The organism is Streptomyces sp. NPDC048392, assembly GCF_043200575.1.
In the GTDB taxonomy this organism is placed as follows: domain Bacteria; phylum Actinomycetota; class Actinomycetes; order Streptomycetales; family Streptomycetaceae; genus Streptomyces.
In genome coordinates this window covers 13,999-34,262 of record NZ_JBICYB010000026.1, presented here as the reverse complement: position 1 = coordinate 34,262, position 20,264 = coordinate 13,999, and the positions used below count along the sequence as shown (strand labels likewise).

Sequence of the window (20,264 nt, the reverse complement as noted above, 5' to 3'; positions counted from 1 at the left end):
TCCCCCACCGTGTGACCGGCTGAGCCCGTGCGTGCCGGACGCGTCTTCGCGTACGGCGCCGCCGCCGGCCTCCTCGGCGACCTCCTCCTCGGCGACCCGCGCCGCGGACACCCGGTCGCCGCGTACGGCCGTGCCGCCGGTGCCGTGGAACACATGCTGTGGCGGGACCACCGGGGGTGGGGCGCGCTGCACACCCTCGTGTGCGCCGGTGGCGCCACCGCCCTCGGTTCCGCCGCCGCGCACGCCGTACGCCGCTCCCCCGCCGCCTCCGTCGCACTGACCGGCGCGGCCACCTGGGCCGTGGTCGGCGGCACCTCGCTCGCCCGCGAGGCCCGTGCCGTCGGGCGGGCCCTGGAGGCCGGGGACGCCGAGGCGGCCGGGGCGCGGCTGCCGCACCTGTGCGGGCGGGACCCGCACGCACTGGACGCCGACGGGATCGCGAGGGCCGTCGTGGAGTCCGTCGCCGAGAACACCTCGGACGCGGTCGTGGGCGCCCTGGTGTGGGGCGCGGTGGCCGGAGTGCCCGGACTGCTCGGTTTCCGGGCCGTCAACACGCTGGACGCGATGGTCGGCCACACGTCTCCGAGGTACCGGCGGTACGGCTGGGCCTCGGCCCGCCTCGACGACCTCGCGGGCTGGCCTGGCGCCCGCCTGACCGCCGTGCTGACCACCGTGGCGGGCGGCGACCCGCGGGGCGCCGTGCGGGCCTGGCGCGCGGACGCCGGCCGGCACCCGAGTCCCAACGCCGGGCCCGTGGAGGCCTCGTTCGCGGGCGCGCTGGGCCTGCGGCTCGGCGGGGTGCTCTCGTACGGCGGGCGCGTCGAGCACCGGCCCGTCCTCAACGGGGCGGCGGGACGCGCCGTCCGGGCCGGTTCAGGCGACATCGAGCGGGCCGTACGCCTCTCCCGGCGCGTGGGCTGGCTGGCGCTGGGCGTGTGCGCGGGCGCGCGGCTGCTCGCGCACGGCGCCATCGGGAAGGGACGTACGTCATGAACGGTGGCCTCCTCGTCGCCGGCACCACCTCCGACGCCGGAAAGAGCGTCGTCACCGCCGGGATCTGCCGCTGGCTGGTACGGCAGGGCGTCAAGGTCGCGCCCTTCAAGGCGCAGAACATGTCGCTGAACTCCTTCGTGACCCGCGAGGGCGCCGAGATCGGGCGGGCGCAGGCCATGCAGGCCCAGGCCTGCCGCGTGGAGCCCACCGCGCACATGAACCCCGTGCTGCTCAAGCCCGGCGGTGAGCGCAGCAGCCAGGTCGTGCTGCTCGGCAAGCCCGTCGGCGAGATGAGCGCGCGCGGCTACCACGGCGGTCGCCAGGAGCGGTTGCTCGGCACGGTGCTCGACTCCCTGGCGGAGCTGCGCGGCACCCACGACGCGGTGATCTGCGAGGGGGCGGGCAGTCCGGCCGAGATCAACCTGCGCCGCACCGACATCGTGAACATGGGGATCGCCCGGGGCGCCGAACTCCCCGTGCTCGTCGTCGGCGACATCGACCGCGGGGGCGTCTTCGCCTCCTTCTTCGGCACGGTGGCGCTGCTGGCGCCGGAGGACCAGGCGCTGGTCGCCGGGTTCCTCGTCAACAAGTTCCGCGGCGACGTGTCGCTCCTGGAGCCGGGGCTCGACACGCTGCGCGGCCTCACCGGGCGGCGGACGTACGGCGTGCTGCCCTTCCGGCACGGGCTCGGCATCGACGAGGAGGACGGGCTGCGGGTGTCCCTGCGGGGGACGGTGCGGGAGCCGGCCGTCGCCCCGCCCGTCGGCGAGGACGTGCTGCGGGTCGCGGTGTGCGCGGTCCCCTTGATGTCCAACTTCACGGACGTGGACGCGCTGGCCGCGGAGCCGGGCGTCGTGGTGCGGTTCGTGGACCGGCCGGAGGAGCTGTCCGACGCCGATCTGGTGATCGTGCCGGGGACGCGCGGGACGGTACGGGCCCTGGAGTGGCTGCGCGAGCGCGGGCTCGCGGACGCGATCGCCCGCAGGGCCGCCGAGGGCCGGCCGGTGCTCGGGATCTGCGGTGGCTTCCAGCTCCTCGGCGAGCACATCGAGGACGAGGTCGAGTCGCGCGCGGGGCATGTGGACGGGCTCGGACTGCTGCCCGTGCGGGTGCGGTTCGCCCGCGAGAAGACCCTTGCGCGTCCGGAGGGCGAGGCCCTCGGCGAGCGCGTCGAGGGATACGAGATCCACCACGGGGTGGCCGAGGTGACCGGAGGCGTCCCCTTCCTGGACGGCTGCCGGGCCGGCCAGACCTGGGGCACGCACTGGCACGGTTCGCTGGAGTCGGACGGGTTCCGGCGGGCGTTCCTGCGCGAGGTGGCCGCCGCCGCGGGCCGCCGCTTCGCGCCTGCCCCCGGCACCTCGTTCGCCGCGCTGCGCGAGGAGCAGCTCGACCGGCTCGGCGACCTGATCGAACACCACGCGGACACGGACGCGCTGTGGCGGCTCATCGAGTCCGGCGCGCCACAAGGACTGCCCTTCATTCCACCGGGAGCGCCCGCATGAGCACAGTGCTGTTGTTGTCGACCGCCGACACGGACCTGCTGGCGGCCCGTGCGTCACAGGCCGCGTACCGGATCGGCAACCCGACCCGGGTCGACGTCCGGGAGGAGCTGCCGGAGCTGGTCGGGGGCGCGGACCTCGCCGTCGTCCGCCTGCTGGGCGGCAAGCGCGCCTGGGAGGACGGGCTCGCCGCGCTGAAGGCGTCCCGGATCCCGACCGTGCTGCTCGGCGGCGAGTCCGTGCCGGACGCGGAACTGATGGCCGAGTCGTCGGTGCCGGCCGGGGTGGTGGCGCAGGCGCTGCGCTACCTGGTCGAGGGCGGGCCCGCCAACCTCACCCAGCTCGCGCGCTTCCTGTCGGACACGGTGCTGCTGACCGGCGAGGGCTTCGACGAGCCGGAGAAGATGCCGGAGTACGGCGTCCACGGCGAGCGTCCGTTCGTCGAGGGCCGCCCGACGGTCGGCGTGCTCTTCTACCGCGCCCACCAGCTGAGCGGCAACACCGCGTTCGTCGACACGCTGTGCGACGCGGTCGAGGCGCGCGGCGCCAACGCGCTGCCCGTGTACTGCGGTTCGCTGCGGGGTGCGGACCCCGGACTGTACGAGCTGCTGGGCCGGGCCGACGCCCTGGTCGCCACGGTCCTCGCGGCCGGCGGCACGCACGCCTCGCAGGCGTCGGCGGGCGGTGACGAGGAGGCCTGGGACATCGGCGCGCTGGCCGACCTGGACGTACCGGTGCTGCAGGGGCTCTGCCTGACCTCGTCCCGCGCCGCCTGGGAGGCCTCCGACGCCGCCCTCTCGCCCATGGACGCGGCGATGCAGGTCGCGATCCCGGAGTTCGACGGGCGACTGGTCACGGTGCCGTTCTCCTTCAAGGAGCAGGGCCCCGACGACGTGCCGGTGTACGTGGCCGACCCCGAGCGGGCCGGGCGGGTCGCCGGGATCGCCGTCCGGCACGCGGCCCTCGGGCACAAGCCGAACGCCGACAAGAAGCTCGCGCTGGTCTTCACGGCGTATCCGACCAAGCACTCCCGGGTCGGCAACGCGGTCGGTCTCGACACCCCGGTGTCCGCGGTCCGGGTCCTGGACGCGCTCCGGGACGCGGGGTACTCGCTCACCCAGTACCCGTCCGACGGCGACGAGTTGATCCACCGGCTCATCGAGGCGGGCGGTCACGACGTGGAGTGGCTGACCGAGGACCAGCTGGCCGCGGCACCCGCGCGGGTGCCGCTGGCCGACTACCGGGCCTGGTTCGAGAAGCTGGACCCGGAGCTGCGGGACCGGATGCGGGAGGCGTGGGGCGAGCCTCCGGGCTCGCTGTACGTCGACGGGGACGACATCGTGCTCGCGTCGCTCCGGTTCGGGAACGTCGTGGTGATGATCCAGCCGCCGCGCGGCTTCGGGGAGAACCCGATCGCGATCTACCACGACCCGGACATGCCGCCGTCGCACCACTACCTGGCCGCGTACCGCTGGCTGGAGAACGGTTTCGGTGCCGACGCGATCGTGCACATGGGCAAGCACGGGACGATGGAGTGGCTGCCCGGCAAGGGCCTCGGGCTGAGCGCCGGCTGCGCGCCGGACGCCGTGCTGGGCGACCTGCCGCTGATCTACCCGTTCATCGTCAACGACCCCGGCGAGGGCACCCAGGCCAAGCGGCGCGGGCACGCCACCGTCGTCGACCACCTCGTCCCGCCGATGGCGCGCGCCGACACCTACGGCGACCTGGCCAAGCTGGAGCAGCTGCTCGACGAGTACGCCCTCGTCTCCGACCTGGACCCGACGAAGGCGCCGGCGGTCCGCGCGCAGATCTGGACGCTGGTCAAGGCGGCCGAACTCCACCACGACCTGCACGTGGACGACCAGCCGGACGACGAGGCCTTCGACGAGTTCGTCATGCACATCGACGGCTACCTGTGCGAGATCAAGGACGTGCAGATCCGCGACGGCCTGCACGTCCTGGGCGGCGGCCCGGCCGGCGAGCCGCGTGTCAACCTCGTACTGGCGGTGCTGCGCGCCTCGCAGGTGTGGGGCGGACGGGCGAACGCGCTGCCGGGGCTGCGGGCCTCGCTGGCCGAGCACTTCGGGCTGGTGGAGAAGGAGCTGCTGGCCGAGCCGGGCGCCCCGGTGAAGGTGCCGGTGGAGCTGACGGAGCTGGTGGAGGGTCCGGCGCGGTCGGCGGCCGACGCGATCGACCTGCTTGAGCAGCTGTGCCGGCGGATGGCCGAGGGCATGGAGTCCCGGGCCTGGGACACCGCGGCCGTACCGGCCCTGGTGCGCGAGGTGCTCGGCGGCGAACTCCCGGGCGCGGTGGCCGTGCTGGAGTTCGCCTGCGCGGAGGTCGTGCCGCGCCTCGCCCGGACCACGGACGAGATCGGGCACATCCTGCGTGCTCTGGACGGCGGCTACGTCCCGGCGGGACCGTCAGGCTCCCCGACCCGCGGCCTGGTCAACGTCCTGCCGACCGGCCGGAACTTCTACTCCGTCGACCCGAAGGCGATCCCGTCCCGGCTGAGCTGGGAGGTGGGCCAGTCGCTCGCGGACTCGCTGATCCAGCGGTACCTGAGCGACACCGGCGAGTACCCGGAGTCCGTCGGCCTCACGGTGTGGGGCACGTCCGCGATGCGCACCCAGGGTGACGACATCGCGGAGATCCTGGCGCTGCTGGGCTGCCGCCCGGTCTGGGACGACGCGTCGCGCCGGGTGACGGGCTTCGAGGTGGTGCCGCCGGCGGAGCTGGGACGGCCGCGCGTCGACGTCACGGTGCGCATCTCGGGCTTCTTCAGGGACGCGTTCCCGCACGTGGTGGGGCTGATCGACGACGCGGTGCGGGCGGTGGCGGAGCTGGACGAGCCCGCCGACCGCAACTACGTGCGCGCCCACGCCGACGAGGACACCGCCGAGCACGGCGACCGGCGCCGGGCCACGGCCCGCATCTTCGGTTCCAAGCCCGGTGCGTACGGCGCCGGTCTGCTGCCGCTGATCGACGCCCGCAACTGGCGCAGCGACGCGGACCTCGCCGAGGTGTACGCGGTGTGGGGCGGCTACGCCTACGGGCGCGGGCTCGACGGGCGGGCGGCGCGCGGCGACATGGAGACGGCGTTCCGGCGGATCGCGGTGGCGGCGAAGAACGTGGACACCCGCGAGCACGATCTCGTCGACGCCGACGACTACTTCCAGTACCACGGCGGCATGGTCGCCATGGTGCGCCATCTGACCGGGTCGAGCCCCGAGGCGTACGTCGGCGACTCCGCCACCCCCGACCAGGTGAAGACCCGGACGCTGGGCGAGGAGACCCACCGCGTCTTCCGCGCCCGGGTGGTCAACCCGCGCTGGATGGCGGCGATGCGGCGGCACGGCTACAAGGGCGCCTTCGAGATGGCGGCCACCGTGGACTACCTCTTCGGGTACGACGCCACGGCCGGGGTCGTGGACGACTGGATGTACGAGAAGCTCAGCGCCGAGTACGTCTTCGACCCGGAGAACCGGGACTTCATGAGGAAGTCCAACCCCTGGGCGCTGCGGGGCGTCGCGGAGCGGCTGCTGGAGGCGGCGGACCGCGGGCTGTGGGCGGAGCCGGACCAGGAGACCCTGGACCGGCTCCGGGCGACCTACCTCGAACTCGAGGGAGAGCTGGAGGGAGACGCGTGAGCGCCGCGAGGATCCCCGCGCCGGCGGGGAGCACACCAGTACACCGCCCGCCGTCGGCGACACGGCTGGAGCGTCCCCGCGTCAGCGGGGAGCAGGCTTCGACCACGGCGGCTCCGGGGCCTGTTCACGAGTGGTCCCGGCACGAGTCCCCCGAAGGAGTGATCATCGCGTGAGCACCCCCTATCCCTTCACCGCCCTGGTCGGACAGGACGACCTCCGCCTGGCCCTGCTGCTGAACGCGGTGAGCCCGGCCGTCGGCGGTGTGCTGGTCCGTGGGGAGAAGGGCACCGCGAAGTCCACGGCCGTGCGGGCGCTGTCGGCGCTCATGCCGGAGGTGGACGTCGTCTCCGGGTGCCGCTTCTCCTGCGACCCCGACTCCCCCGACCCGGGCTGCCCGGACGGTCCGCACGAGCCGGGCGCCTTCGCCTCGCGCCCGGCGCGGATGGTCGAGCTGCCCGTCGGCGCCTCCGAGGACCGGCTGGTCGGCGCCCTCGACATCGAGCGGGCGCTCTCGGAGGGCGTCAAGGCCTTCGAGCCGGGGCTGCTGGCCGACGCGCACCGCGGGATCCTCTACGTCGACGAGGTCAACCTCCTCCACGACCACTTGGTCGACCTCTTGTTGGACGCCGCCGCGATGGGCGCCTCCTACGTCGAGCGCGAGGGCGTGTCCGTGCGGCATGCCTCGAAGTTCCTGCTCGTCGGGACGATGAATCCCGAAGAGGGAGAGCTGAGGCCCCAATTGCTGGACCGTTTCGGCCTCACCGTCGAGGTCGCCGCCTCGCGCGAACCCGACCAGCGCGTGGAGGTCGTACGACGCCGGCTGGCGTACGACGACGATCCGCCGGGTTTCGCCGCGCGCTGGGCCGACGAGGAGACCGCCGTACGGGCGCGGATCGTGGCGGCGCGGGAGCTGCTGCCGTCGGTGGGGCTCGGTGACGGGGCGCTCAGGCAGATCGCGGCGACCTGTGCCGCCTTCGAGGTGGACGGTATGCGGGCCGACATCGTGATGGCCCGGACGGCGACCGCGCTGGCGGCGTGGGCCGGGCGGACGGAGGTGCTCGCGGAGGACGTGCGGCGGGCGGCGCTGCTGGCGCTCCCGCACCGGCGGCGGCGCAACCCGTTCGACGCGCCGGGGCTCGACAAGGACAAGCTGGACGAGACGCTGGAGGAGTTCGGCGGGCAGGACGGGGACGGTGGCGGAGACGACGATCCCGATCCGGGTCCCGGCGGCGGCCCCGGTGGGCAACCCGACCCCGATGACGCTCCCCAGGGCGATGGCGACACCGCCGCGCGGCCCGAGGCCGGGGAGGGCGGCGAGCCGCACTCTTCCGGTGGTGCCGGTGAACAGTCCCCGGCGCGTGCCGCCGACCCGTTCCGCACCAGGGTGCTGAGCGTGCCGGGGCTCGGGGAGGGTGCCGCCGGGCGACGGTCCCGCGCACGGACCGAGCACGGGCGGACGACGGGGGCCCGCCGCCCCCGGGGGGCGCTGACCAAGCTGCACCTGGCCGCCACCGTGCGGGCGGCGGCGCCGCACCAGCGGGCGCGGGGCCGGTCGGGCCGCGGGCTGGTCGTGCGCGGGGACGATCTCAGGCAGGCGGTGCGCGAGGGGCACGAATCCAACCTGGTGCTGTTCGCTGTCGACGCCTCCGGGTCGATGGCGGCGCGGCAGCGGATGAGCGCGGTGAAGGGTGCCGTGCTGTCGCTGCTGCTGGACGCCTACCAGCGGCGCGACAAGGTGGGCCTGGTGACGTTCCGGGGTTCGGCCGCGGATGTCGCGCTGCCGCCGACCTCGTCGGTGGACGCGGCGGCGGTCCGGCTGGAGTCGCTGCCGACGGGCGGGCGTACGCCGCTGGCGGCCGGGCTGCTCAAGGCGCACGAGGTGCTGCGGGTGGAGCGGCTGCGGGATCCGGCGCGGCGGGCGCTGGTCGTGGTGGTGACGGACGGGCGGGCCACGGGCGGACCCGAGCCGGTGGCGCTGGCGGGGCGGGCGGCGCGGCTGTTCGCGGCCGAGGGTGTCGCCTCCGTGGTCGTGGACTGCGAGTCGGGGCCGGTGCGGCTGGGACTCGCCGGGCAGCTCGCGGGTGAGCTGGGCGGTACGGCGGTGACGCTGGACGAGCTGCGGGCGGACTCGATCGCCGGGCTCGTGAGGGACGTGCAGGGCAGCAGGAGGGCCGCGTAATGCCGCAGGGGAAGCCGAGTGTCGTACCGGACGACGGACTGACGACGCGTCAGCGGCGCAACCGTCCGCTGGTGGTGGTGCACACGGGCGTCGGGAAGGGCAAGTCCACCGCCGCCTTCGGGCTGGCGCTGCGCGCCTGGAACCAGGGGTGGCCGATCGGGGTGTTCCAGTTCGTCAAGTCGGCGAAGTGGAAGGTCGGTGAGGAGAACGCCCTGCGAGTGCTCGGCGCCAGTGCTGAGGGCGGCGGCGTCGACTGGCACAAGATGGGCGAGGGCTGGTCCTGGGTCCAGCGGGACGCCCAGATGGACAACGAGGAGAAGGCCCGGGAGGGCTGGGAGCAGGTCAAGCGCGATCTGGCCGCCGAGACGTACCGGCTGTACGTGCTGGACGAGTTCGCCTACCCGATGCACTGGGGGTGGGTCGACACCGACGAGGTGGTGTCCGTGCTGCGTGAGCGGCCCGGGACCCAGCATGTCGTGATCACGGGGCGGAACGCACCCGACGCCCTCGTGGAGTTCGCCGACCTCGTCACCGACATGTCCAAGGTCAAGCATCCGATGGACGCGGGGCAGAAGGGGCAGAGGGGCATCGAGTGGTGACCTCCGTGCCCCGCTTGGTGATCGCCGCTCCCTCGTCGGGCAGTGGCAAGACCACCGTCGCCACGGGGCTGATGGCCGCGCTGGCCTCGCGGGGTCTCGCCGTGTCCCCGCACAAGACCGGGCCCGACTACATCGACCCCGGGTACCACGCGCTCGCCACCGGACGGGCGGGCCGCAACCTCGACGCGTACCTGTGCGGGCCCGAGCTGGTCGGTCCGCTGTTCCTGCACGGGGCGCGCGGGTGCGACATCGCCGTCGTCGAGGGCGTGACGGGGCTGTACGACGGGGCCGCGGGCGAAGGTGAGCTGGCCTCCACCGCACAGGTCGCCAAGCTGCTGCGGGCGCCGGTCGTGCTGGTCGTGGACGCGTCGTCGCAGTCGCGGTCGGTGGCGGCGCTGGTGCACGGGTTCGTGAGCTGGGACCCGGAGGTGCGGGTCGGGGGCGTGATCCTGAACAAGGTCGCCTCGGACCGGCACGAGGGGCTGCTGAGGGAGGCGTTGGACTCCGTCGGGGTGCCGGTACTGGGTGTGCTGCGGCGGGCGCCGCAGGTCGATGTGCCGTCCCGGCACCTCGGGCTGGTGCCGGTCGCCGAGCGGGGCTCGCGGGCGGTGGACGCCGTCGCGGCGATGGCCGCGCAGGTTTCCGCCGGGTGTGATCTGGAGGCGTTGGTCGGGCTGGCACGCGGGGCCGGTGCGTTGTCCTGTGCGGGGTGGGACGCGGGTGAGGTCCTTGACTCCTCGCCCGCGCCGCCCCCTCCCGCTCCCGGACCCGGCGGCTCCGCCCCCGGGCCCCCGTTCCGGCCCGGACGGCCTCGTCCTCACACGCCGGACGGGCCGAAGCGCGTCGCCGTGGCCGGCGGGGCGGCCTTCACCTTCTCCTACGCCGAGCATTCCGAGCTGCTCTCCGCTGCCGGGGCCGAGGTCGTCGTCTTCGACCCGTTGCGGGACGAGGAACTGCCCGAGGGAACCGACGGGCTCGTCATCGGGGGTGGGTTTCCCGAGGTGTACGCCTCCGAGTTGTCGGCCAACGACGGGCTGCGGAAGTCCGTCGCCGAACTCGCCCTGAGCGGTGCTCCCGTCGCCGCCGAATGTGCCGGGCTGCTCTATCTGTGCCGGGACCTGGACGGGCTGCCGATGTGCGGGGTGCTGGACGCCTCCGCGCGGATGTCGGAGCGGCTGACGCTGGGCTACCGCGACGCCGTCGCCGTGTCCGACGGCGCGCTGGCCGTGGCGGGGACGCGGATGCGGGGGCACGAGTTCCATCGGACGGTCGTGGAGCCGGGGGCCGGGGCGGCGCCGGCGTGGGGGATGCGGGCGCCCGAGCGGCGCGTCGAGGGATTCGTGGAGCGCGGTGTGCACGCGAGCTATCTGCACACGCACTGGGCGGCCGAGCCCGGTGTCGCCCGTCGGTTCGTGGAGAGGTGCCGGACGTCATGAGCAGCAGGCTGATCGGTGTGGGAGTCGGGCCCGGGGACCCCGAACTGGTGACCGTCAAGGGGGTCAACGCGCTGCGCGACGCCGACGTGGTCGTCGTGCCGGTCATGGACACCGGCGAGCGGGGGCGGGCCGAGGCGACCGTCCTGCACTACGTGGGCGCCGAGAAGGTCGTACGGGTCGTGTTCGCGCTGAACGAGCGCACCGACCGGGCGCGGCGCGAGGCGGCCTGGGACACGGCCGGGGAGCGGGTGGCCGGGCTGCTGCGGGACAACGGTGCCGTCGCCTTCGCGACCATCGGTGACCCCAACGTGTACTCGACCTTCACCTATCTCGCGCAGACCGTCGGCGACCTGGTGCCCGGCACCGTCGTGGAGACCGTGCCGGGGATCACCGCCATGCAGGATCTCGCGGCGCGGTCGGGGGCGGTGCTGACCGAGGGCACCGAGCCGTTGACGCTGGTGCCGGTCACCGCGGGGGCCGCCGTGCTCAAGGAGGCGTTGCGGGGGCCCGGCACGGTCGTCGCCTACAAGTTCGGCCGGCAGGCGGCCGAGGTGGCGGAGGCGCTGCGGGAGAGCGGGCGGCTGGACGACGCCGTGTGGGGTTCCGCGCTCGGGCTGCCGGAGGAGTCGGTACGGCCGGCCGGCGAGCTGGGCGGGGCGCCGCTGCCGTACCTGTCGACGCTCATCGCGCCCGCCCGGCGCGAGGGCGGACGGGGCGGCAAACTGTGAGCGCCCTCGGCTCATTCGGCGATGCCCACCACCAGCCAGATGAACGCCGCCCCGGCGACCGTGCAGAGCAGGGTAGCCGGGGCGGGGTGCTCGTGGTGGGCCTCGGGCAGGATCTCGGCCGCGGCGAGGTAGAGCAGGACGCCGCCGAAGAGGCCGAGATAGGCGCCGAGCGCGCCCTCCGGGATCGTGAAGAGGAGGGTGGAGGCGGCGCCGAGGACGGGGGCCAGCGCGTCGGCGACCAGCATCGCGATGGCGCGGCGGCGGGCGTTCCCGTACAGGCTGGTGAGCGTGTAGGTGTTGAAGCCGTCGGCGAAGTCGTGGGCGATCACGGCCATCGCGACCGCCGCGCCCATGCCGCCGCCGACCTGGAAGGCGGCGCCGATCGCCACGCCGTCCATCGCGCTGTGCCCGACCATCGCGGCCGCGGCCGTCAGGCCCACCTCGGGCGAGCGGTGCCCGTGCTCGTCGCCGCCGTGCGCGGCGCGGCGGGCCGCCAGCAGGCGTTCCACCAGGTGCGCCAGCAGGAATCCGGCGACGAAGAGCAGCAGTGCCGCGGGCACGCCGAACACCTCGTCGCCCGCCGCCTCCAGCGCCTCCGGCAGCAGGTCGAGGCCGACCACGCCCAGCATCAGGCCGCCGGCCAGGCCCAGGACCAGGTGGCGCCGGTCGGTCACGCGCTGTGCCGTCCAGCCGCCGGCCAGCGTCATCACGAACGCGCCGAGCGCGACGAAGACCGCCATGGGCCCTTGGTATCCGATCGCCCCGCGTTCACGCGCGTCCGACAGCAGCAACCACAGTAAATATGCGCAGGAGAGGACCGAAATCGATGGCTTCCGTGGCTTCCACGGCTCCCGGCACCGAGGGGCGGGCCGGCAAGGTGACCTTCGTCGGTGCCGGGCCCGGCGCCGCCGATCTGCTGACGTTCCGGGCGGCGCGCGCGATCGCCGACGCGGACGTGGTGATCTGGGCGGCGAGCCTCGTCCAGGCGGAGGTGCTCCAGCACGCGCGGGAGGGCGCCGAAGTGCTGGACTCGGCGACGATGTCGCTGGAGGACGTCGTCGCCGTCTACCGGCGGGCGCGCGAGGAAGGGCTGCGGGTGGCCCGTATCCACTCCGGCGACCCGGCGCTGTGGGGCGGCACGCAGGAGCAGCTCGACCGGTGTGCGGAGATCGGCATCCCGACCGAGATCGTGCCCGGTGTCTCCGCGTTCTCCGCGGTCGCCGCACTCGCGCGGCGGGAGCTGACCATCCCGGAGGTGGCGCAGTCGGTGGTCCTCACCCGGCTCGGCGGCGGCAAGACGCCGATGCCGCCCGGGGAGGAGGTCCGCGAGTTCGCGAAGCACGGCACGACCATGGCGGTCTTCCTGTCGGCGGCCCGCAGCGGGCAGTTGGTGCGGGAGCTGCTGGAGGGCGGCTATCCGACCGGGACGCCGGTCGTCGTCGCCCACCAGGCCACCTGGCCCGAGGAGCTGGTCGTGCGGTGCACGATCGGGACCCTGGAGCAGACGGTCAAGGAGCACAAGCTCTGGAAGCACACCCTGTTCCTGGTCGGCCCCGCCCTCGACGCGCGCGGCACCCGCTCGCACCTCTACCACCCGGGGCACTTCCACGGATATCGCAAGGCCGACCCCGAGGCGCGCCGGGAGCTGCGCTCGCGGGGTGCGAGCACGTGATCACCGTGGTCGGGACGGGCACCGGTGCGGCGCCCGCCGGGGACGCCGCCGCCGGTGCGGAGCTGGTCGTCGGCGGCCGGCGGCATCTGGACGCCGTGCGGCTTCCGCAGGGGGCCGAGACGGTCGTCCTCGGGGCTCTGGCGCCGGCCCTCGACACGGTCGCTGAGTACGTCGCCGAGGAGCGTCCGGTGCTCGTGCTGGCCTCCGGTGACCCGGGGTTCTTCGGGATCGTGCGGGCGCTGGCCGAGCGGTTCGGGCCCGGGCGGCTCGACGTCCGGCCCGGTGTGCCGTCGGTCGCCGCGGCCTTCGCGCGGGCCGGGCTTCCGTGGGACGACGCCGTGGTGGCCAGCGCGCACGGGCGGGACCTGCGGACGGCGGTGAACCTGTGCCGGGCGCACCCGAAGGTCGCCGTGCTGACGGGCCCGGGGGCCGGTCCGGCGGAGCTGGGGGCGGCGCTGCGGAGCGATGCCCGGGTACTCGTCGTGGCACGGGCGCTGGGCTCGGCCGAGGAGCGCGTCGAGCGGGTGACGCCCGCCGAGGCCGCCGTCCGGGACTGGGGGCCGGCGGTGAGTGTGGTGCTCTGCCTGGACGAGAGGCGTGCGCTTGGGCCGGTGCGGACGGTCGCGGGGCCGCGCCCCGGGCCCGCCGGGTGGGCGCTGGACGAGGACGCGTTCGCGCACCGGGACTCGATGATCACCAAGTTCGAGGTGCGGGCGCTGGCGCTGGCCAGGCTCGGTCCCCGGCCCGGCGACCTGGTGTGGGACGTCGGCGCGGGCTCCGGGTCGGTGGCCGTGGAGTGTGCGCGGCTGGGTGCCGCCGTCACCGCCGTCGAGAGAACGCCGGACGGCGTCCGGCGGGTCCGGGCCAACGCCGCCGCGCACGGCGTCGACGTCCGGGTGGTGCACGGGGCGGCGCCCGCGGTGCTGTCCGATCTGGACGACCCGGATGCCGTGTTCGTGGGCGGGGGCGGGCGCGAGCTGCCCGCGATCGTCGCGCGGTGCGCACGGCGGGCCCGGCGGGCCGTGGTCGTCTCCATGGCGGCACTTGACCGGGTGCCGGCGGCCCGCGAGGCGCTGCTCGGCGCGGGGCTGGAGTGCGACGGGGTGCTGCTGCAGTCGTCCCGGCTCGCGCCGCTGCCCGGGGACGTGGTCCGGCTCGCGGCCACCAATCCCGTCTTCCTGCTGTGGGGCGTGAGGCCGCACAGCCGTACCGAAGGAGTTTCCCCTTGATCGGCCTCATCTCCGCCACGGCGGCGGGAGCGGCGGCGCGGGACCGGCTGGCCGCGGCGTGGCCGGACCGCACGCGGGTGTACGGGGGTCCCGTCGCGGGCGCCGTGCGGACCGCGTTCGCCGAGTGCGAGCGGCTCGTGTGCTTCCTGGCCACGGGGGCCGTGGTCCGGCTCGTGGCGCCGCTTCTGGACGACAAGCGGACCGACCCGGGTGTGGTGTGCGTCGACGAGGGCGGGCGGTTCGCCGTGTCGCTGGTCGGCGGGCACGGGGGCGGCGCGAACGAACTCGCCCGCGCGGTCGGCGAGGTGCTGGGCGCGGAGCCGGTGGTGACGACGGCGACCGACGCCGTCGGACTGGCCGGCCTGGACACGCTCGGACTGCCCGTGGCGGGCGATGTCGCCGGGGTCTCGCGGGCCCTGCTGGACGGCGAGCCGGTCGCGCTGCGGGCGGAGGTGGCCTGGCCGCTGCCGCCACTGCCGGTCGCGGCGGACGGGCCGGACGGCACGCACGGCACGGACGGCACGGACGGCACGGACGGACGAGACGGCACGCACGGCACGCACGGACGAGACGGAAGAGACAGGGCGGACAGACGAGACAAGCCAGATGGACCGGACGGACCGGACGGACCGGACGGACCGGACGGACCGGACGGACCGGACGGACCGGACGGGTCGTACGGGTCGTACACGATCCGGCTGACGGACCGTCTGGTGGAGCCGGCCGAGGGCGAGGCCGTCCTGCGTCCGCCGTCCCTGGTCGTCGGTGTGGGCGCCTCCAGGGGCGCGCCGGTGGACGAGGTGCTCGGGCTGGTGGAGGTGGCCCTGCGCGACGCGGGGCTGTCCGCCGCGTCGGTCGCCGAACTGGCCACCGTGGACGCCAAGGCGACAGAGCCCGGGATCGTCGGGGCCGCCGAGCGGCTGGGCGTCCCCCTGGTGACCTACCCGGCCGACGAGCTGGCGGGCGTCGAGGTGCCCAACCCCTCCGACGCCCCGCTCGCGGCCGTGGGCACCCCGTCGGTCGCGGAGGCCGCGGCACTGGTGCGCGGGGGCGAGCTCCTCGTGCCCAAGCGCAAGTCGGCGGCGGTTCCCGCGATGGCGACCTGTGCCGTCGTACGGCGGCCGGCGCGCGGACGGCTCGCGGTGGTCGGGCTCGGGCCGGGCGCCCGGGACCTGGTGACGCCGCGGGCGCGTGCGGAACTGCGGCGGGCCTCGGTACTGGTCGGCCTCGACCAGTACGTCGACCAGATCCGCGACCTGCTGCGGCCCGGCACGCGGGTCCTGGAGTCGGGGCTGGGCGCCGAGGAGGAGCGGGCCAGGACGGCCGTCGAGGAGGCCAGGCGCGGGCACGCCGTCGCGCTGATCGGCAGCGGGGACGCCGGGGTGTACGCCATGGCCTCGCCCGCGCTGGCCGAGGCGTCCGACGACATCGACGTGGTCGGGGTGCCGGGCGTGACGGCGGCGCTGGCGGCCGGGGCGATCCTGGGGGCGCCGCTCGGCCACGACCACGTGTCGATCAGCCTGTCCGACCTGCACACGCCGTGGGAGGTCATCGAGCGGCGGGTGCGGGCGGCGGCGGAGGCGGACCTCGTCGTGACGTTCTACAACCCGCGCAGCCGGGGCCGCGACTGGCAACTGCCCAAGGCGCTCGCGGTGCTCGCCGAGCACCGGGAGCCGACGACACCGGTGGGGGTCGTGCGCAACGCCTCGCGCCCCGACGAGTCGAGCCGCCTGTCCACGCTCGCCGCTCTCGACCCGGCGACGGTCGACATGATGACGGTCGTCACGGTGGGCAACACCGCGACCCGGGAGATCGCCGGGCGCATGGTGACACCGCGCGGCTACCGCTGGCAGACGGACGACACCGCGCCACACGCGGAGCAGACCGCTGCCTCCGAGACCTTCGACGCGTCCGAGACATCCGAGGAGAACCTGTGACCACCCCGCCCGCCCTGCTCATCGCCGGACACGGCACCCGGGACCAGGCCGGAGCCGAGGCGTTCCGCGACTTCGTGCGCGAGCTGGGCCGCCGCCACCCCGAACTGCCCGTGGCGGGCGGCTTCATCGAGCTGTCCCCGCCGCCGCTGGGCGAGGCGGTCGCCGAGCTGGTCGAGCGCGGTGTGCGCCGGTTCGCGGCGGTCCCGCTGATGCTGGTGTCCGCCGGGCACGCCAAGGGCGACATCCCGGCGGCCCTGTCCCGCGAACGGGAGCGCCACCCCGGGATCACCTACACCTACGGCCGCCCGCTGGGCCCGCACCCCGCCCTGCTGCGGGTGCTGGAGCGGCGACTGGCGGAGGCGGTCGACCCGTCCTGGGACCCCGCCGAGGTGACCGTGCTGCTGGTCGGGCGCGGGTCGACGGACCCGGACGCCAACGCCGAGGTGTTCAAGGCGGCGCGGCTGCTGTGGGAGGGGCGCGGGTACGCGGCCGTGGAGACGGCGTTCGTGTCGCTGGCGAAGCCGGACGTGCCGGACGGCCTGGACCGGTGCGTGCGGCTGGGGGCGCGGCGCGTCGTGGTGCTGCCGTACTTCCTGTTCACCGGCATCCTCCCGGACCGGGTCCGGCACCAGAGCGAGGAGTGGGCCGCCGCGCACCCGCAGACCGAGGTGCGGTCGGCGGACGTCGTCGGGCCGGAGCCGGAACTGCTCGACCTGGTGTGGGAGCGGTACGAGGAAGCCGTCGAGGGCGACCTGCGGATGAACTGCGACAGTTGCGTGTACCGGATCGCGCTGCCGGGCTTCGAGGACAAGGTGGGGCTGCCGCAGCAGCCGCACTTCCACCCCGACGACGACGGCGACCACCACCACGGGCACCATCACGGGCATGGACACGCACACTCGCACGCACACTGAGGCCGGGGCCGGGGCCGGAGGGCGCGACCACGACCTGCGGCACCACGGGGACGCCGAGGTGCGCGACGACGGTTCGGCGCTGGTCGACCTCGCGGTGAACGTCCGCACCGGCACTCCCCCGGCCTGGCTGCGCGAGCACGTCGCCGCCTCGCTCGGCTCGCTCGCCGCCTACCCGGACGGGCGGGCCGCGCGGGCGGCGGTGGCGGCGCGGCACGGGCTGCCGGTGCGGCGGGTGCTGCTGACGGCGGGCGCCGCGGAGGCGTTCGTACTGCTGGCGCGGGCGCTGGAGGCGCGCCGGCCGGTCGTGGTGCATCCCCAGTTCACCGAGCCCGAGGCCGCGCTGCGGGACGCGGGGCACACGGTGGGCCGGGTGCTGTTGCGGGAGGAGGACGGTTTCCGGCTGGATCCGGCGGCGGTCCCCGAGGACGCCGACCTGGTGGTGGTCGGCAACCCGACCAACCCGACGTCGGTACTGCACCCGGCGGACGCGATCGCGGCCCTGGCCCGTCCCGGGCGGACGCTGGTCGTGGACGAGGCGTTCATGGACGCGGTGCCGGGCGAGCGGGAAGCGCTTGCCGGGCGGACGGACGTCCCGGGGCTGGTCGTCCTGCGCAGCCTCACCAAGACGTGGGGGCTGGCGGGGCTGCGCATCGGGTACGTCCTGGCCGCCCCGGAGACGATCGCGGGCCTGGAGCGCGCCCAGCCGCTGTGGCCCGTGTCCACGCCCGCGCTGGCGGCGGCCGAGGCGTGTGTGGCACCCCGGGCCCTGGCGGAGGCCGCGCACGCCGCCCACCGCATCGCCGCGGACCGGGACCGGCTCGTCGCCGGGCTCGCCGGGCTCGCCGGTGCCGGGCTGCGGGTCGCCGGACCGGCCGAGGGTCCCTTCGTCCTGGTCGGTGTTCCGGGCGCCGCCGCCGTACGGCACCGGCTGCGCGGCCTCGGGTACGCGGTCCGGCGCGGGGACACGTTCCCGGGGCTGGGCGCGGAGTGGCTGCGGCTGGCGGTACGGGACCGGGCGACGACGGAAGGTTTCCTGCGGGCGCTGGAGCGGGCGGTGGCGGACCCGGCCTGAGGCGTGCGCGGCGCCCCGGCCGGTCCCCGCTTGGTGGTCAGTCGGCCGAGGCGGGCGCAGCGCCCGGCCGACTCCCTTGCGGTCAGCCGCGCTTGCGCCGGGCCAGGACCAGGGCCCCGCCGCCCGCCAGGACCAGTGCGGCGGCACCGGCCGCCACGTACGGCGTCGCGGAACTGCCGCCCGTCTCGGCCAGGTCGGCCTCCGTGCGGGCGCCCTGGGCCTTCACGTCGGCCGCGGGTCCGGCCACGGGTCCGGCGTCCCGCTCGTCCCGTCCTGCCGGGGGTTCGGCCTTCGCCGGGGGCTGCCCGGCCTCGTCCGCCGGGGCGGCCGGTGACTCGCACGTCGCCTCGGCGAGGGTCACGGTGCCGTCGACCTCGGCCACGTTCAGGTCGAGGGGGTCGACGGAGACCTTGAGCGCGAGCGCGGTGGCGGCGGCCGTGCGGGAGGTGGTCTGCGTCTTCGAGAGGTCGAGCCGCACCTCGCCGACACCGGGCACCTCGACCTGCGTCGGCCCGCCGGTGGTGAGCGCGACCTTCTTGCCGAGGACCGTCACAGGACCCAGCAGGCCGGCGTCGGCGACCGGCCGCTTCCCGGCCTCGCAGGTCGCCGTGGACGTGACCTCCGCGACCTCGATCACCGACAGCAGCGGCAGACCGGGGACGTGCAGCCTGACGCGGGCCAGTGTGGTGGAGCCCTCGCTCTTGTGGGCGGTCGCCGTCGCTCCGGCCTCGGCGACGTCGGCGCGCAGGACGCCGAAGGGCTTTCCGCCGTCCACGCCGTCGAGCCGGGCGGTCAGCGCGGTCTTCTCGGCGCTCCCGGGTGCCTGCACCTCGTTGAGGGTGACCGCGAGCGGGACGTTCACGGTCTTGTTGAGCAGGGAGACGTCGAGCCCGGTACGCAGGACGGTGGCGCTCGCGCGGCCGTGGCCGCCGGTCGCGTGGGCGGAGCCCGCGCCGGCCAGGGCAGCGGGGCCCGAGGCCAGGACCGTGGCCGCCGCGACGGTGGCGAGACGGCGTGCGGGCATGTGGAAGGTGTTGCCGTTCAAGGTGGTGGGACCCCCAGGGAGACATGCGTGCGGGACACGCATGAGCGACGTGCTTGGGACCCGGAAAGAATGTCCCCGCGCCCACCGAACCGTCAGCGAAGCCGGGGCACTTCACCCCTTCGTGGGGTTTTGGCGCACCTTTTCGATTATTCCTGCACGGGCGTTCCCCGGCGTCACCCTCGTCGGCTAACCGACGACCCGCCCGTTGAGCACCACCCGGCGCGGAGCGGTGAGCACGCGCACGTCCGCGCGCGGGTCCTGTTCGTACACCACCAAGTCCGCCGGTGCGCCCTCCTCCAGGCCGGGACGGCCGAGCCAGCGCCGGGCGGCCCAGGTCGTCGCGGCGAGGGCCTCGACGGGCGGGATGCCGGCGGTGACCAGTTCCGCGACCTCCGCCCCGGCCAGTCCGTGGGCCAGGGCGCCGCCCGCGTCGGTGCCGACGAAGACCGGGATTCCGGCGTCGTGGGCGTTGCGCACGGTGTCGTAGCGGCGTTCGTGCAGTCGGCGCATATGGGCCGACCAGCGCGGGAACCGGGACTCGCCGCCGTCGGCGAGCGCGGGGAAGGTGGCGATGTTGACCAGGGTCGGCACGATGGCGACGCCGCGCTCGGCGAAGAGGGGGATCGTGTCGTCCGTCAGCCCCGTGGCGTGCTCGACGCAGTCGATGCCGGCCTCGACCAGATCACGCAGGGAGTCCTCGGCGAAGCAGTGCGCGGTGACGCGGGCACCCAGGCGGTGGGCCTCGGCGATGGCCGCCTCCACGGCGCCGCGCGGCCAGCAGGCCGACAGGTCGCCGAGGTCGCGGTCGATCCAGTCGCCGACCAGTTTCACCCAGCCGTCGCCGCGCAGGGCCTCCCGGGCGACGTACGCGACGAGGTCCTCGGGCTCGACCTCCCAGGCGTAGTTGCGGATGTAGCGGCGGGTGCGGGCGATGTGCCGACCGGCCCGGATGATCTTCGGGAGGTCCTCGCGGTCGTCGATCCAGCGGGTGTCGGAGGGCGAGCCGGCGTCGCGGATGAGGAGGGTGCCCGCCTCGCGGTCGGTCAGCGCCTGCTTCTCGGCGACGTCCTCGGGGACGGCCCCGTGCTGGTCGAGGCCGACGTGGCAGTGCGCGTCGACCAGGCCGGGCAGCGCCCACCCCTCGACGGTGCGGACGTCGGCCGCGCCGGTGGGACGGTCGTACGAGATCCGGCCGTCGATCACCCACAGCTCGTCCCGGGCCTCGTCCGGTCCGACGAGCACCCGACCCTTCACGTGCAGCACCGCGCGATCGCTCATGCCCCGCACCCTAGACCGGCTCCCGGCCCC

Annotated in this window: 15 protein-coding genes; 12 read left to right on the top strand and 3 right to left on the bottom strand. The window is 75.1% G+C overall.

What is annotated here, in order from left to right; translation table 11 throughout:
• Positions 1–27 precede the first annotated feature (27 nt).
• From ACGFYH_RS27505 to cobI, 7 genes are all read left to right on the top strand, one after another.
• On the top strand, positions 28–993 hold the full coding sequence (locus tag ACGFYH_RS27505; protein ID WP_393805858.1) for a cobalamin biosynthesis protein: 966 nt from the start codon (positions 28–30) through the stop codon (positions 991–993).
• Positions 990–2,498: a cobyric acid synthase gene (locus ACGFYH_RS27500; RefSeq protein WP_393805857.1), complete on the top strand. Its 1,509-nt coding sequence runs from the start codon at positions 990–992 to the stop codon at positions 2,496–2,498. The genes ACGFYH_RS27505 and ACGFYH_RS27500 overlap by 4 nt, the downstream gene beginning before the upstream one ends.
• A complete protein-coding gene (cobN, locus tag ACGFYH_RS27495; protein WP_393805856.1) occupies positions 2,495–6,145 on the top strand; it encodes a cobaltochelatase subunit CobN in 3,651 nt (1,216 codons plus the stop codon). Before ACGFYH_RS27500 ends, cobN begins: the two co-directional genes overlap by 4 nt.
• Before the next feature lie 169 nt (positions 6,146–6,314).
• Entirely contained in the window at positions 6,315–8,324 is a 2,010-nt protein-coding gene (locus ACGFYH_RS27490; RefSeq protein WP_393805855.1) for a putative cobaltochelatase, read from the top strand.
• The gene (cobO, locus tag ACGFYH_RS27485; RefSeq protein ID WP_393805854.1) at positions 8,324–8,923 is read left to right on the top strand and encodes a cob(I)yrinic acid a,c-diamide adenosyltransferase; all 600 of its coding nucleotides are present in this window, start codon (positions 8,324–8,326) and stop codon (positions 8,921–8,923) included. The genes ACGFYH_RS27490 and cobO overlap by 1 nt, the downstream gene beginning before the upstream one ends.
• On the top strand, positions 8,917–10,359 hold the full coding sequence (locus ACGFYH_RS27480) for a cobyrinate a,c-diamide synthase (RefSeq protein ID WP_393805853.1): 1,443 nt from the start codon (positions 8,917–8,919) through the stop codon (positions 10,357–10,359). Before cobO ends, ACGFYH_RS27480 begins: the two co-directional genes overlap by 7 nt.
• Entirely contained in the window at positions 10,356–11,087 is a 732-nt protein-coding gene (gene cobI / locus ACGFYH_RS27475) for a precorrin-2 C(20)-methyltransferase (RefSeq protein ID WP_393805852.1), read from the top strand. Before ACGFYH_RS27480 ends, cobI begins: the two co-directional genes overlap by 4 nt.
• A gap of 11 nt (positions 11,088–11,098) precedes the next feature.
• On the opposite strand, the gene ACGFYH_RS27470 is transcribed toward cobI, so the two are convergent.
• A complete protein-coding gene (locus tag ACGFYH_RS27470; protein ID WP_393805851.1) occupies positions 11,099–11,827 on the bottom strand; it encodes a ZIP family metal transporter in 729 nt (242 codons plus the stop codon).
• 86 nt (positions 11,828–11,913) lie between these two features.
• Between ACGFYH_RS27470 and cobM the strand changes: the two genes are divergently transcribed.
• From cobM to cobC, 5 genes are read left to right on the top strand one after another with little or no spacing between them, the layout of a single operon-like run.
• Positions 11,914–12,759 carry a precorrin-4 C(11)-methyltransferase gene (cobM, locus tag ACGFYH_RS27465; RefSeq protein WP_393805850.1) on the top strand — a complete coding sequence of 282 codons (846 nt, stop codon included), beginning with the start codon at positions 11,914–11,916 and terminating at the stop codon, positions 12,757–12,759.
• Positions 12,756–13,988 (top strand): precorrin-6y C5,15-methyltransferase (decarboxylating) subunit CbiE, encoded by a 1,233-nt coding sequence (cbiE, locus tag ACGFYH_RS27460; protein WP_393805849.1) that lies wholly within the window; start codon positions 12,756–12,758, stop codon positions 13,986–13,988. Before cobM ends, cbiE begins: the two co-directional genes overlap by 4 nt.
• Positions 13,985–15,925, top strand: coding sequence for a precorrin-3B C(17)-methyltransferase (gene cobJ, locus ACGFYH_RS27455; RefSeq protein ID WP_393805848.1), 1,941 nt, complete (start codon positions 13,985–13,987; stop codon positions 15,923–15,925). The genes cbiE and cobJ overlap by 4 nt, the downstream gene beginning before the upstream one ends.
• Positions 15,922–16,839, top strand: a complete 918-nt coding sequence (locus ACGFYH_RS27450) for a sirohydrochlorin chelatase (RefSeq protein WP_393805847.1) — start codon at positions 15,922–15,924, stop codon at positions 16,837–16,839. The genes cobJ and ACGFYH_RS27450 overlap by 4 nt, the downstream gene beginning before the upstream one ends.
• Complete coding sequence (gene cobC / locus ACGFYH_RS27445; protein WP_393805846.1) at positions 16,811–17,911, top strand: Rv2231c family pyridoxal phosphate-dependent protein CobC; 1,101 nt, start codon at positions 16,811–16,813, stop codon at positions 17,909–17,911. The genes ACGFYH_RS27450 and cobC overlap by 29 nt, the downstream gene beginning before the upstream one ends.
• A gap of 82 nt (positions 17,912–17,993) precedes the next feature.
• On the opposite strand, the gene ACGFYH_RS27440 is transcribed toward cobC, so the two are convergent.
• Positions 17,994–18,956: an SCO1860 family LAETG-anchored protein gene (locus ACGFYH_RS27440; RefSeq protein WP_393805845.1), complete on the bottom strand. Its 963-nt coding sequence runs from the start codon at positions 18,954–18,956 to the stop codon at positions 17,994–17,996.
• 186 nt (positions 18,957–19,142) lie between these two features.
• Positions 19,143–20,234 (bottom strand): amidohydrolase family protein, encoded by a 1,092-nt coding sequence (locus ACGFYH_RS27435; RefSeq protein WP_393805844.1) that lies wholly within the window; start codon positions 20,232–20,234, stop codon positions 19,143–19,145.
• Positions 20,235–20,264 lie beyond the last annotated feature (30 nt).

Bases quoted from the DNA above. Each gene is read 5' to 3' on its own strand.
- cobI (WP_393805852.1), top strand. From the start codon at position 10,356: ATGAGCAGCAGGCTGATCGGTGTGGGAGTCGGGCCCGGGGACCCCGAA.
- ACGFYH_RS27500 (WP_393805857.1), top strand. From the start codon at position 990: ATGAACGGTGGCCTCCTCGTCGCCGGCACCACCTCCGACGCCGGAAAG.
- cobM (WP_393805850.1), top strand. From the start codon at position 11,914: ATGGCTTCCGTGGCTTCCACGGCTCCCGGCACCGAGGGGCGGGCCGGC.
- cobN (WP_393805856.1), top strand. From the start codon at position 2,495: ATGAGCACAGTGCTGTTGTTGTCGACCGCCGACACGGACCTGCTGGCG.
- cobC (WP_393805846.1), top strand. From the start codon at position 16,811: ATGGACACGCACACTCGCACGCACACTGAGGCCGGGGCCGGGGCCGGA.
- ACGFYH_RS27435 (WP_393805844.1), bottom strand. From the start codon at position 20,234: ATGAGCGATCGCGCGGTGCTGCACGTGAAGGGTCGGGTGCTCGTCGGA.
- cobO (WP_393805854.1), top strand. From the start codon at position 8,324: ATGCCGCAGGGGAAGCCGAGTGTCGTACCGGACGACGGACTGACGACG.
- ACGFYH_RS27470 (WP_393805851.1), bottom strand. From the start codon at position 11,827: ATGGCGGTCTTCGTCGCGCTCGGCGCGTTCGTGATGACGCTGGCCGGC.